Source organism: Chryseobacterium sp. 2P (genome assembly GCF_059579425.1).
In genome coordinates, this window is the sequence record NZ_CM184194.1 from 3,535,836 (window position 1) to 3,549,567 (window position 13,732).

Consider the following 13,732-nt stretch of genomic DNA (forward strand, 5'->3'; position numbering starts at 1 on the left):
TCGCATACAAATAAATCTTATATAATGAGTAAAAGTATTGAAGAGTTAAAATCTCTTACTACACAAATCAGAAGAGACATTTTAAGAATGGTTCATGCTGTAAATTCCGGTCACCCGGGAGGAAGTTTAGGCTGTACTGAATATTTCACAGCCCTTTACGGAAAGGTAATGAACTATCATCTTCCTTTCACAATGGAAGGTAAAAATGAAGATCATTTCTATCTTTCTAACGGACACATTTCTCCTGTATTCTATTCTACTTTGGCAAGATTCGGATTTTTTCCGGTTCAGGAGCTTAGTACATTCAGAAAATTAGATTCAAGATTACAGGGTCACCCGACGACTCACGAAGGTCTTCCAGGCGTAAGAGTGGCTTCAGGTTCTTTAGGACAGGGGCTTTCTGTAGCTTTGGGCGTAGCTCAGGGTAAAAAACTGGACGGAGACAGCTCTTTGGTTTACTCTCTTCATGGCGATGGTGAATTGCAGGAAGGTCAGGTTTGGGAAGCATTTATGTACGCAGCAGCCAAAAAAGTTGACAATATTATTTCAACCATCGATTATAACGGACAACAGATCGACGGAAGTACAGATAACGTACTTTCTTTAGGAAATCTTCATGCAAAACTGGAAGCCTTCGGATGGACAGTTCTGGAAGAGAAAAACGGTAACGACCTTGAGGCGGTAATTGCCATTCTTGAAAAAGCAAAAACAGAAACCGGAAAAGAAAAACCGGTAGCCATTATTCTTCATACAGAGATGGGTTACGGTGTAGATTATATGATGGGAACTCACGCTTGGCACGGAAAAGCTCCGAATGATGAGCAACTGGAAACAGCTTTCAAACAGTTATATCTTGAAGCTCCGGCTGATTATTAATTATTAGTAATGAGTAATTGGTAATAAGTAATCTTAATTAATAATTAGAAAAAAATGAAATTTACATATACAGAAAAAAAAGATACACGTTCAGGATTCGGAGCCGGATTGGCTGAACTTGCAGATAAAAATCCTAATGTTGTAGCGCTTTGTGCAGACCTTATCGGTTCTTTGAAGATGGAAAAATTCATTGAAAAGGCTCCTGAAAGATTTTTTCAGGTAGGTATTGCGGAAGCGAATATGATGGGTCTTGCAGCCGGTTTGAGCATTACAGGAAAAATTCCTTTTACAGGAACTTTTGCTAACTTTTCCACTTCCAGAGTATACGATCAGATTCGTCAGTCTATTGCGTACTCCAATAAAAATGTAAAAATCTGTGCTTCTCACGCGGGTCTTACTTTGGGTGAAGACGGTGCAACACACCAGGTTTTGGAAGATATCGGAATGATGAAAATGCTTCCGGGAATGACGGTGATTAATCCTTGTGATTACAACCAGACAAAAGCAGCTACTTTAGCGATTGCCGATTTTGAAGGTCCGGTTTATTTAAGATTCGGAAGACCTGTAGTTCCTGTTTTCATTCCTGAAGATATGCCTTTCGAGATCGGAAAAGGAATTATGCTTCAGGAAGGAACAGATGTAACCATTGTTGCAACGGGACATTTGGTTTGGGAATCTTTACTTGCTGCAGATGAGCTTGAAAAAGAAGGTATTTCCTGTGAAGTAATCAATATCCACACGATTAAACCTTTGGACGAAGAAATCATCTTAAAATCTGTTGAAAAGACAGGAAAAATTGTAACGGCTGAAGAACACAACTACATCGGTGGTCTGGGAGAATCTGTTGCGGGAATGTTGGCAAGAAAAAGACCGACAAAACAGGAATTTGTAGCAGTAAACGATACTTTCGGAGAATCTGCAACGCCTGCTGAATTGATGAAGAAATATAAAATTGATTCTACTGCCGTGAAAGAAGCAGTGAAGAGAATTTTAGATAAATAATTCTTTTAAAAATAAATAAAAAAGCATCCTTTTTGGATGCTTTTTCGTTTGTTGAGGTAATGTACTGAAAAATAGTTGGTGAAATTCAGGATATATTTTAATAAATTATGGATGTTAATCCGAAGAGGACAAAAGCACTGGTGGAGATCAACTTTTCAGCAATAGGATTAATGTTCAAAACGATAGTTTTAAGGTGAGGTTTCCCTCACCTTTTCGTTTATTATCGGATGAACCTTATGGCTAAAAAAACTCTATTTTTCGTTAGAAAAATAAATATACCATTTGATGAAATTGATTCGGTTTTTCAATGTGAGACCTCTGTGCAGGTCGAGATGATTTTTTAAATGGCTGAAGTATCCCTCAATACCATTGGTTGTTTTAGGAATATTGGGATTTTCCAGATAATGAAACATATTGGGCAATGCCCGTTTTATAGTAAAATACGATCGTCTGATAAGCTTGTGGGTATACCAGTATCTTTCGGTTTCAAGATTAATTGTTTTTTCATTAATATAATCCTGATGTCTCAAATACCAGTCGTTGAGTTCATTTTTCCACCAGATTTTATCGTTTTGTGTTTTAATTTTCAGTAATAATAAAACGTGTTTTCGAAGTTCCTGACCGGCAATATGTTTAGGAAACTTTGTGAGCCAGATCAGGCACATTCTCTGAATATGAACCAGACATCTCTGAGTAATGATGTCTCCATCAGATTTATTTATGGCTTTCAAAACGCTTTTATGTCCATCTGTAGTAATGCTTTCCAGCTTTACGCCCAGCCGTAAAAGATTGTTTAAATCTTCCCTGATTTCTTCATAATGTTCTCCATCGGTAAAACGGATAAGCTGTGTATATCCATCAAAATCATCCTGATAAGCAATTAAACAGAACTGAGCAAAATAAGTTGCATCCATTCTTAAATTCACCTTTTCCCGTTTGATGATCTTTAAGGTAGGAGACTGCTCTAAAATGGTATAAAATGTTTTCTGCAAAGTATCTTTCGAATAACCGCTGTCTCTGCAAAGCGTTTTGTAGGTCTGCCTTTCCAATACCCATTTTTTGAACCAGATAAAACGATTTTTAATTCTCTGCTCCGTTCTGTTTTGAGTAAATAAAATCCCGCAATTTTTACATTTAAATCTTTGCTTTCCCCCTTGTTTTCCCCAACGAATTACCTCCAGGCTTGAACAAGACCAACAACGTTTTTTTGCCATTTTTCAGACAAAGAAAAAGTTTTATGAAACACGTTTCATAAAACTTCCTCCAAGCAGCCTAACAATGAGGTTTTGATAGGATTCTACCAACTATTTTTCAGTATTATGCCTTTGTTGATATCTTCGCAAAGGAGCAAAGCTTTATCAGAATCTAGACATTTTAAGGCGAAATTCCAAGAAAATTATTTTAGCTTTCTGTCTTCTTTTTTTATCGCTAAATCATTAATGCTTGCAAATCTTTTTCTCATCAAACCATTCTCGTCAAATTCCCAGTTTTCGTTTCCGTAAGCACGGAACCAATTTCCTTCTTTATTCTGATATTCATACTCGAAACGTACAGCAATTCGGTTATCTACATGCGCCCAATATTCTTTTTTCAGTTTATAATTAAATTCTTTCTGCCATTTACTGCTGAGGAATTTTACAATTTCTTCTCTGCCATTTACAAATTGATCTCTGTTTCTCCATTCACTGTCTACAGTGTAGGCTTTGGAAACTCTTTCAGGATCCTGACTGTTCCATGCATCTTCTGCAAGCTGAATTTTTTCAAGGGCTGCCTCTAAAGTGAACGGTGGAAGTGGGTGTTTCTGTTCCATTTTTAATGTATTAGATTGTTAACTATTCTTTTTGATTTTTCTATTAATTCATTTGATCTGAAAACCTGACTTTCGACAATTGAGCTTTCAAAAAGCAAATAGACATGATCAGAAAGATCCGGATCTTCCAGTAATGATGAAAAATGATCTCTCAAATCCTGCTTATGACTTTGTATAACAGACAGTATTTTTAGGTTATCCGTCGGAATCTCAGATAAAATATTAAGAAAACTGCAACCTCTGAAATTTTCTTTCCGATTCATTTCTATTAAAAAGTCAAAAGAAGCGATCAGTTTTGATTTTACATCTTTTTTTCCTGATACAAATTTGTTGAGCTCACCAAACCAATAATCATGTCTTACGTTCAGAAATTCTACACACAAATCTTCTTTCGATTTAAAATACTGATAAAAACTTGCCTTTGCCACTTTTGCTTCGGCAATGATCTGATTTATTCCCGTGGAATTATATCCTTGTTTAGCAAACAGTTCAAACGTGGTTTCTATGATTCTTTCTTTAGGTGATACCATTCTTTTGTTTTTGATAAGTCAAAGGTAATACAAAATTTCAAAAACAGACAGACTAATCTGTCTATAATAATGATAAAGATTTATCTATCACAAAAAAGAAGTCTTTTACATCCATAAAAAAAGCGGACAAAGCCCGCTCTCAATTTATTGTATTATTAAATTACCTAAAAAACTTCCATTTAGGAATTATTGCCAGCATTCCGAAACCTGTAAAAAGAAAAAGATTGGTAACGTCAGTGTAAAGGAAAGTAGACAAGTAATAGTTGTGCATGAAGAAATGCAGAACCAATAACGCAGGAAAAGCAAAGATGCCTATTTTTCTGTAAAAAAACATAAGCACAAGACTTACCACCATTAAAGCATCAATTGCGAAAACAGTGTAGGCGTACCAAGCCGGAATATTCAGGGTTTCGTGCTGCAAATATTCATCAAAATCGATCCCGAATCCCATAACCGTAAACAAGAGCAATGCCGCAAAAGCAAGGATGAAACCCCACCCTTTCTTCGGATCTTCGTCAAAATAGCTGTATTCTTCCATAACTACAAAAATAAAGAACTTATGAGAGATTTCATAAGTTCTTTTATATAATTCGTTTAAAATTTGATTATACAGAGATCGCGTTAATCAGTCTGTTTTTGTCGCTTAAGTATTCTTCCATAGAAATCATACTTTCTGTTCTCATTACATCCTGAATATCATCGATTTGGTAGATGATTCTCTTTGCATCGTCTGTATTCTTAGCTCTTACTTTGCAGAAAATATTATATTTTCCGGAAATTACGCTAGCTTCAATTACGTTTGGAATAGTAGATAATTCTTTCAGAACTTCCTGAGTTCTGTTAGATTTGGTTAATAAGATTCCGATAAAAGCGGTGAAGTGATAGTCTAACTTTCCGTAATCTATATTAAGAGATGATCCCAAAATAATACCTGCATCCTCCATCTTTTTCACTCTTACGTGAATTGTACCCGCAGAAACATCCATCTGCTTAGCAATTTCTGTAAAAGGCATTCTTGTGTTCTCTACTAAGAAATCAAGAATTTTCTTGTCTATTTCGTCCAGTTGATAGTTCATATTAGTTAAATTACAATTTCTTTAAAAAATCTACATATTTTTTGCAAATTTAAAAAAAATAATTTAACAAAAAAAATTATATCAAACATTAACAATAATTAACACATATGACAAAAATCATTAAAATATTCTGATTATTTACTCCCTGATTTTACAGAATCTGTTTTTATTTCAGTTTGCTCAGCCGTTTGTTTTTTATCTTTTTTCTTCTTTTTAAATATAGAATTAAAACTCTTAGACCAGACAATACCCGCTCCGTATGCCTGGTTCGCAGTTCCGTTTGATCCGGCTCCGTTTACCATTCCGATGTTGGAAGGTTTGGAATATCCCCGCAATAGAAGACTTCCGTCATTTTTCTTGGAAATATCATACTCGATCGTCCCTTCTCCGGACAGATAATTAACGTCTGTATTTTCGGTTTTTGTGAGTGGAATTCCCAGTCCTGTTTTTACTTTTACTCTTGGTGAAAGCGCAAAACTAACTCCTGCATTCGCACGGTCTCCTACATTGGAATACTGATCTCCTTTTACATAATTCAGGTCGATCTGGAATTCGTTGCTCATAGTATTTAAAACAGATCCCAATTGTTTTAATAACAAATTGTATCCCTGTGTTTCTGCAAGATCTGCCGCATTGACATTCACTCCGCCGGTGTCGGAAACATTAAAAGTGCTTAAAAGTAAAACAGATCCAAACTGTAAAACTTTTTCACCTTCCTGACTCATTTTTGAAGCCAACGTCTCTTTAATCTGGCTGGAAACATCCAACGCAGTTACGTCAAGATCAATTTTAGGATCAACCAGCGATTGGGTAATATTCGCCTGAAGCAGAATAGTTATTGGCTGAAGGCTTCCCATATTCAGATATTTACCTGCGTTTGAAACCACTTTCGTATAATTTGCAGTAATATCCAAAGCTGGCTTCATCGCATCTCCATCCCAACGGATGCTGCTTCCTTTCTCAATCTGGAACGTTTTGTTAAGAATCGCTTTGGAAACAAAAGTTCCGTTATCTACCTTATATGTTCCGTTCATGGCGATATTTCCCTGTCGGCTCATCTGGAAACGAAGCTTTTCGGCAGCTCCTTTTACCATAATATTTCCGACATCGTCTCCAATAAGAACATTCACGGTTGTCCCTTTATCTACATCCAGAGCAAGATCAATATTCATGTTCGCTCCGGATTTTTTCTTTTCATCCAAAGTAACCAGACCGTCTTTTCCTTCTTTCAGGAATCTCAGCATCTTAAATTCTTCCACATTAGAAGTAGAGCCTGAGTTGAATGTAAATGTACTTCCGCTTAAAGCTTTCATGTTAGGAGTGGAAATACTTAAACCGGAAACAGGTCCGTCTACGTATAAATCTCCCTGCCCGTAAACTCTTCCCCAGAATAAATCCAGATCTTTCTGGGTAGTATTCAGCATTAATAAATTATCGGCTCTCATCACGAGGTTGACTCCCATCGACGAGAGTGTCTCAAACTGAATCGCACCGGAAATATTTCCTTTTGAATTGGTTCTTCCGTCATGAACCTCAACACTGTTAAGAATCGCTAAACCTTTGGTTAAAGGAATTACAGTATCATCAAAAGAATAATCAACACCTGTAAACAAAAGTTTCAGACCGAATCCTTTAAGTGCAATATCTCCACTGTAGTCCAGATTGCTGAATTTTCCTGAAATTTTAAGGTCTCCGGTTGCTTTTCCTCTCAGATTTCCAAAAACCGAAGTCACGAACTGCTGGGCGAAGGCTACATCAAAATCGCGCATTTCAGCGGTAAGATCAATTATTGGCGACTCAGTATTATTATTTACCGTTCCGGTTACATGAAGACTGTTGTTTCCGATAATTCCTGCAGAATTTACTTTTATATCGACATCATAAACATTCAGGGAATAACTGTTGGTTGCAGAAATGGTGATATCTCCCATGTCGTTTCCGTTCATCATGATATCATCGATCGTCATATCTACCAAAGGTTGCAGCGTGTTTTTGTCCATTTTAATTTTCACACTTCCGTTTGCAAGACCTTTAATGTTCATAGAATTTCCTCCTGCCTGCATTTCCAGCAGCTTTTCGATGGCAAAATTATCCACTTCCGCATCTACATAAAAATCCTTGGCAGATTTAAACTGGGCATCTTTAATAAACAATGCACTGTTGTCTGAAAAAACCCGGAGATTCTGAATATCAAAATCGCTTTCTTTTTTACGGTAAGTGATGGAATGATTAAGTTCCGGACTGGTATCAATAGCCCATGTTACATCATTAAACTTAACCTCGGTTGGTTCAAATCTGAAAACAAAATCGCCTCCTGCGTTGGTAGACTGATTGACGTTGATCGCGTATTCTTTCAGATTGTCATCAAGCTCATCTTCAGGACTTCCGTGTTTAAATTTTGTTGCGAGATGAAGAATGGTATTGTTCTCGTTTCTTCCGCTTAAAGTAATGTCTTTAAGAACATTTTTATTGTATAAAACCCTGTTGATTTTAGCATAAATCTGCTCATTAAGATTCGCGGTATTGATTCTTACCATAACGCTGTCTACCATTGCGCTGTCTCTGGTAATTTTATCTCTTTCGTTAATTTTATACTCGGGATTCGCGGCAGCCAAAGCTTTATCCGCTTCTGTAATCTCCTGAGTTTTCGTCATGATATATTTCAGTGAAGCCGCATCAAGATTCAGGATCAGGTTATTGGAATTTCCGTCGTACTGCCCTTCCACTTTTGCGCCCTGCGGAATTTTAAGATCCGGTAAGAAATAGCTTACCAAACCTTGCTGAACATCAAAATTCATGGCAAAGCTCTGTCCTCGATATATTTTTCTTGGTGCAGGTCCCACAAGAATTTTATTGAGTCCGTTTTCTACCATTCCCGCAAGATCGCCCAGATTGTATCGTCCTGAAATTTTTCCGTTCACTGCTCCCGGAGCATCCACAGCAATAACTCTGCCTCCGTTTTCCACAAAGGTTTTCACTTTTGCATTCGGGATGGAGTATTTCTGGGTTGCCGTTGCAAAATTAATTCCTCTGGCTTCTACATCCAGCGCTAAATCGTTAATGGAAGACATTGCCATTTTACCAGTCACCTTTCCGCTTACAATCTGGTTTCCGGGTTTATTGGTAAAATAATTCATGTTTAGGTAATTTACATCAGCATTCACATCCATCGAAATTCTTGGAGTGCTGAAATCAATTAATCCTTTTATGGTTGCTTTTGCCTGTTCATCATTCACGGTGATGAGTCCGTTGTATTTTTTATGATCCAATAATCCGTCAAGATACAGATTATTGATTTCCTTATTCATAATTTCAATGCTCGAAATCTGTGATTTCGTCGTCAGCTTCATGGTGTTTACATCAAAACTCTGCCCGTTGATATTGAACTTCCCAGAAATTAATCCTACGGATTTGTTTTTTGTAATCACGGAAGTATTAAGATCCTTCACTTCCGCTATTCCGGCATATTTCGGCATCGGAGAGCTGTATTCCGTTAAAGAAAAATTCGTGATTTTTGCCTGCCCGATTCCTGTCATCAGATTTCCGTTTGAAACGTAAACGCGGTTCGGATTTACACTTGCGGTTCCGTTGTATTTTAATTTTCCGAAATCATCCGCGAAGTTTTTCATTTTTTTAGCAATAAATGAAGGCATCATTGCTTTTAGATCTTTATAAGTGAAATCAGCAGAAAGATCATTGGTTTCAATTAAAAAGTTTCCTTTCAGCAGCTTATTCACCTTCATTTTTTTGGTGGCAATATTCACATCAGGATTTCGGATGAGAAAATTATCAAGCTTAAAATCATTCAGTGGACCTGTCATTTTCCCTGAAACATTGAAAGGCTTAAAATTATCCCAGTTGGTCACAAAATAACTGATATCATATCCGCTTAACTGGCTTCCCTGTTTTAAGTTCATGTCCCATTTCACTTTATCTGCAAAATCTGCCCACGAACCGTCATTGTGAAGGTTAAATTTAATATCTCCCTGTAAAAGCGAGTGATCTGTATTTAAAGTAAGATCTTTCAGGAAAAGATATTCCGGCGTCATGGAGAGCTCGGTAGAAAAAGTATCCACAAAATGAGATTTCCCCCATCTTGTTGTGGTGAAAGACATATTATTGATTATTCCTGAAATATTTCTTCCGTTTACTTTTACATTCGGTGCAATCAGATTAAAATTGGTTGCGGTTAACCATTTTCCTTTTTCACCCGGAGAATTCAGATTGACGATGGAAACTTTAGAATCCAGAATCTGCAGTCTTGAATCGAGCTGAAACGGAGGTTTATTGGGATTTCTCTTTTTGCCGCTGTCAAACAGTTTGGTAAAACGGATGAAGTTTGAAATACTGTCGCCTTTGTATGTAATCACTTTTACATCCGCGTTTTTTAACGTAAGAGAATTGAAACTCAGAGAATTATTTTTAGTGATATTCGAGGCTAAAGAAAGCCAGTTGGAATTAGCAATAAATTCTTTGGACTGAATAAAATCGTATCCTTTATAATCTTTGATCTTTAATCCTTTGATTTTTACATTTCCGAAAAAATTAACCTCAACGCTTTCTGTTGACATTTGTGCTTTAAAGTCGCGGTTAACAATTTGTAACGCCTGATCTGCTGCCCACTGTTTTGTGGAAGGAAGATTAATAATTATAAAAATAGCGGCAACCAAAGCCAGACCCAGCCAGAAGAGAATCAGTAAAAGTTTTGCCCACCATGAATAACTTGTAACGTCTTTTACCGCCTGTTTTCCAAACTCTTCAGCCGTTTCAATGGGATGATTAATTGCATCTGAAGCAAGTTCGGACGCTTCTTTAACTGTTTCTTTTACAACACCTTCCGCATTTTCAACAGCTTTCTGTACCTGATTACCTAAGTTACCAGCTACTGATTTTTTGTTCTCATTCTCGTTATTATTCTCTAACTTTGCCATTATTATGAGCGACTCTATAATTTTAGGTATTGAATCGTCCTGCGACGATACATCAGCAGCTATCATCAAGGGAAATTCTATTCTTTCGAATATTGCAGCGAATCAGGCGATCCATAAAGAATATGGCGGTGTGGTTCCTGAGCTGGCTTCGCGTGCGCATCAGCAAAATATAATCCCCGTTGTTGAAAAATCCTTAACAAAAGCAAATATACAACAAAATGCAATTTCTGCGATAGGATTTACACGTGGACCGGGACTTTTAGGTTCTCTTCTTGTGGGAACGTCATTTGCTAAGTCTTTGGCAATGAGTTTAGATGTTCCGCTTATTGAGGTAAACCATCTCCAGGCGCACATTTTAGCCCATTTCATCGAGGATGCAAATCCTGTGCCGCCAAAGTTCCCTTTTTTATGTCTTACCGTGAGCGGCGGACATACGATGATCGTTCTGGTGAAAGATTATTTCGACATGGAAATTATCGGGAAAACGACTGATGATGCAGCAGGAGAAGCATTTGATAAAATCGGGAAGATATTCGATCTTGATTATCCGGCAGGTCCTATTATAGACAGACTGGCTAAAGAAGGAAATCCGGATGCTTTTACCTTCAATAAACCTAAATTAGAAAATTACGATTATTCGTTCAGCGGAATTAAGACTTCTGTGCTGTATTTTATTCAGAAAGAGGTAAAAAAAGATCCCGATTTCATTAAAAATAACATGAATGATCTTTGCGCTTCGGTACAGAAAACGATTATTGAAATTCTGATGAACAAACTGGAAAAGGCTGCCAAAGATTTAAATATTAATGAAGTGGCGATTGCAGGAGGAGTTTCGGCAAATTCGGCTTTGAGAACGGCGATGCAGAAAAATCATGAAAAACTGGGCTGGAATATTTACATTCCGAAATTTGAATATACTACGGATAACGCGGCGATGATTGCCATGGTTGCTCAGTTAAAATTTGAGCGGGGAGAATTTACTGATCTGAGAACTTCAGCAACCGCAAAATACGATTTATGAAAATACTGTTAGAGGAAAAAATACTTGGCAAACATTCTAAGAAAAACTCCAAATATTACTGGATCTTAGAAACGGTAACGGGAAAGAATGAAGCATCGGAGGATTTCGCCGATTATTTTCCGGCAAGTTCAGAAACGGGATATGTTCAGAATATTAAGGAAGAAATTATTGAACAGATCAACGCAGAAAATGTTTTCAGTTTTGAATATGAACCGAAAGAAGGAGATTATTTATCCATCAAAAATAATTTAAGAAAAAACGAATATCTGAACTTGATTTTCATCAACAATAAATGGATTGAGGAAATTTATACCTGTTCTTACAGAGATTGTGAAGGCGATATTTATACAACGATAAAAACCGGAGTAGCATTTTTAAGCGAAAATGAAACTTACTTTTAATAATTAGTTAGAAAAATTCAGGCAGATTCTAAATATTTAAATATGAAACTTTTTTACGGAGAAATTGAAGGAAATGTGGTAACGATTAACGATGAAGAACAACAACACATTGTAAAAGTTCTTCGGATGAAAAACGGTGAAGCCATTCATGTAACGGACGGAAAAGGAAATCTTGCCTCCGGAAAACTGACGATTGAAGGTAAAAAAGCCCATATTGAAGTGGATGAGATTAAAAATAATCTTCCTGATTTCAGTCCGAAACTCCATATTGCGATAGCTCCGACTAAAAATATTGACCGCATTGAATTCTTTGTTGAAAAAGCGGTCGAGATGGGAATTTCTGAAATCACTTTTCTACAGACGGAAAAAACTGAGCGTAAAAATATCAATCTGGATAAAATTAAAAAACAGGCAATTGCTGCTTCCAAACAGAGTTTAAGATTTCATTTTCCCATTATTAACGATGTAATGAAGATTCAGGATTTTCTTAAAAATATTGATCCCGAACATACGTTTGTTGCGCACTGCCACGAGAATTTAGAAAGAACGGAACTCAATAAGATTCCCGGATTGCAAAATATCACTTTTCTGATTGGTCCTGAAGGCGATTTTTCGGAAAAAGAGATAGCTTTTTTGGCTGATAATAATATCAAAGCAGTTTCTTTGGGAAATCAGAGGTTGAGAACAGAGACCGCTGGAATTTTTGTTGCCGCGTGGAATTATAATCAAATGATTTAGAAACCATTATCTTCATCTTCCTGATAATGGGTCATGGTTAGCTTTTTATGCTTCCACTCATATACTTTATAGTAATAGTTTACCGGACCGACATGATAAGTTGATGTAATTGCTTTATTTTTTTTATCAACTACAGGATTAATAATCGTATCCATTGGCTTGTAATAATCGTACTTTTTAGTTTATTTATTGTACAGCCAGAAACTTGATGAAGACCAGTAATTTCCCATCTGATTTATTACTTCCAAATCCTTAAATCCGTCAAAATTTACATCCTGACTTACATTAAAATAAGCTTCCAACTCATTTAAAACAGAAACCGTATCAAAAATAATTCTCTGATGAAGTTTCTTCTGATGAAAAATATCAATTGATTTAAAATTGATTCCATCATTAATATTCTGTCTTCCTTTTAATGTATAAGAATATCCGTTTCCGGTTAAGGTTTTTGAAAAGGAAACCGTTGTGGTATCTTCAGGTTCTTCTTCAATGAGATTTTGTGAAAAAGTATCAACAGCAATTTTAGCTTGAGGTATATTTATCAGTCTTTTTATTGCAGCCTATCACCATCAGAACTACGAAAAGCACCGTTAATCTCATAATTCAAGATCATTATCCTTCAAATATTTATCAAAAATCTGCTGTCCGCTTCTTATGGAGTTTACTGCCCAACGGATTTTCATCCTTAAGAGCTTTTCTTCATTCAGTTTATAATCGATATCAGATTTTAGTAATTTCTGCTTCAGTTCATACATACAAATGGAAGCGGCTACGGAAACATTGAAACTTCGGGTAAAACCATACATCGGAATCGCCAGAGTTTCGTCGGCAAAATCCAGAATTTCCTGAGAAACTCCTTCCATTTCCGTCCCGAAAACCAAAGCCATCGGTTCAGTAATTTCGTATTCGGGCAGCATTTTAGCATTATTTTCCAGCGAAACCGCAACAATTTTATAGCCTCTGTCTTTTATGTCTTGGAAAGACTCCATGCTTCTCGGCATTTTTTCCACTTCTACCCACGTATCTGCGCCTTTTGTAACGCGAAGATTGGGTTCAAAACTATATTCTTCCTGCAAAGCCACCACTTTATGAAAACCGCACGCTTCCACAGAACGTACAATTGCGGCTGCGTTCCTGAACTGATAGACATCTTCCACCACCGGAAGAATAAAATCTGAACTTTCCGGCGCAAAATGCTCAATTTTACTTAATCTTTCTTCCGTTAAAAACTGCTTTAAATACTCAAAAGTTTGCTGTAAATCTTTCATTCATTTTCAAATCTTTGCAAATTAACGTAAATTTGAGGAATCCTGCGAATGGAGGATAAAAATCTAAGAAAAGTCTTAT

The 13,732-nt window shown here is 36.6% G+C and carries 13 protein-coding genes; 5 read left to right on the forward strand and 8 right to left on the reverse strand.

Going from position 1 to position 13,732, the window contains the following annotated elements:
* The first annotated feature begins 24 nt into the window (after positions 1-24).
* Together AC52CF_RS16070 and AC52CF_RS16075 are read left to right on the forward strand one after the other, a co-directional pair.
* Entirely contained in the window at positions 25-876 is an 852-nt protein-coding gene (locus tag AC52CF_RS16070) for a transketolase (protein ID WP_076392612.1), read from the forward strand.
* A gap of 54 nt (positions 877-930) precedes the next feature.
* The gene (locus tag AC52CF_RS16075; protein ID WP_214588718.1) at positions 931-1,878 is read left to right on the forward strand and encodes a transketolase family protein; all 948 of its coding nucleotides are present in this window, start codon (positions 931-933) and stop codon (positions 1,876-1,878) included.
* 251 nt (positions 1,879-2,129) lie between these two features.
* On the opposite strand, the gene AC52CF_RS16080 is transcribed toward AC52CF_RS16075, so the two are convergent.
* The 6 genes from AC52CF_RS16080 to AC52CF_RS16105 all read right to left on the reverse strand — a co-directional run bounded on the left by AC52CF_RS16080 (position 2,130) and on the right by AC52CF_RS16105 (position 10,225).
* A complete protein-coding gene (locus AC52CF_RS16080) occupies positions 2,130-3,092 on the reverse strand; it encodes an IS256 family transposase, variant Zn-binding type (protein ID WP_250902065.1) in 963 nt (320 codons plus the stop codon).
* Between the two features lie 182 nt (positions 3,093-3,274).
* Positions 3,275-3,688, reverse strand: a complete 414-nt coding sequence (locus AC52CF_RS16085) for a DUF1348 family protein (RefSeq protein WP_496517384.1) — start codon at positions 3,686-3,688, stop codon at positions 3,275-3,277.
* Between the two features lie 2 nt (positions 3,689-3,690).
* Positions 3,691-4,218, reverse strand: coding sequence for a TetR/AcrR family transcriptional regulator (locus AC52CF_RS16090; protein WP_214588716.1), 528 nt, complete (start codon positions 4,216-4,218; stop codon positions 3,691-3,693).
* 160 nt (positions 4,219-4,378) lie between these two features.
* Positions 4,379-4,756, reverse strand: coding sequence for a hypothetical protein (locus AC52CF_RS16095; protein ID WP_496517385.1), 378 nt, complete (start codon positions 4,754-4,756; stop codon positions 4,379-4,381).
* Between the two features lie 67 nt (positions 4,757-4,823).
* Positions 4,824-5,294, reverse strand: a complete 471-nt coding sequence (locus tag AC52CF_RS16100; RefSeq protein ID WP_029298841.1) for an Lrp/AsnC family transcriptional regulator — start codon at positions 5,292-5,294, stop codon at positions 4,824-4,826.
* A gap of 134 nt (positions 5,295-5,428) precedes the next feature.
* Positions 5,429-10,225: a translocation/assembly module TamB domain-containing protein gene (locus AC52CF_RS16105; protein ID WP_214588715.1), complete on the reverse strand. Its 4,797-nt coding sequence runs from the start codon at positions 10,223-10,225 to the stop codon at positions 5,429-5,431.
* A 4-nt stretch (positions 10,226-10,229) separates the two neighbouring features.
* On the opposite strand from AC52CF_RS16105, the gene tsaD reads away from it, so the two are divergent.
* Genes tsaD through AC52CF_RS16120 form a run of 3 tightly spaced genes read left to right on the forward strand, consistent with a single transcriptional unit; the run spans position 10,230 to position 12,385 of the window.
* Positions 10,230-11,246 (forward strand): tRNA (adenosine(37)-N6)-threonylcarbamoyltransferase complex transferase subunit TsaD, encoded by a 1,017-nt coding sequence (gene tsaD / locus AC52CF_RS16110; RefSeq protein WP_336732328.1) that lies wholly within the window; start codon positions 10,230-10,232, stop codon positions 11,244-11,246.
* The gene (locus tag AC52CF_RS16115; RefSeq protein ID WP_087707555.1) at positions 11,243-11,647 is read left to right on the forward strand and encodes a hypothetical protein; all 405 of its coding nucleotides are present in this window, start codon (positions 11,243-11,245) and stop codon (positions 11,645-11,647) included. The genes tsaD and AC52CF_RS16115 overlap by 4 nt, the downstream gene beginning before the upstream one ends.
* A gap of 42 nt (positions 11,648-11,689) precedes the next feature.
* Entirely contained in the window at positions 11,690-12,385 is a 696-nt protein-coding gene (locus tag AC52CF_RS16120; protein WP_214588713.1) for an RsmE family RNA methyltransferase, read from the forward strand.
* On the opposite strand, the gene AC52CF_RS16125 is transcribed toward AC52CF_RS16120, so the two are convergent.
* Positions 12,382-12,540, reverse strand: a complete 159-nt coding sequence (locus AC52CF_RS16125) for a hypothetical protein (protein WP_214588712.1) — start codon at positions 12,538-12,540, stop codon at positions 12,382-12,384. The genes AC52CF_RS16120 and AC52CF_RS16125 overlap by 4 nt on opposite strands.
* 441 nt (positions 12,541-12,981) lie before the next feature.
* Positions 12,982-13,653 (reverse strand): TrmH family RNA methyltransferase, encoded by a 672-nt coding sequence (locus tag AC52CF_RS16130; protein ID WP_214588711.1) that lies wholly within the window; start codon positions 13,651-13,653, stop codon positions 12,982-12,984.
* Between the last annotated feature and the right edge of the window lie 79 nt (positions 13,654-13,732).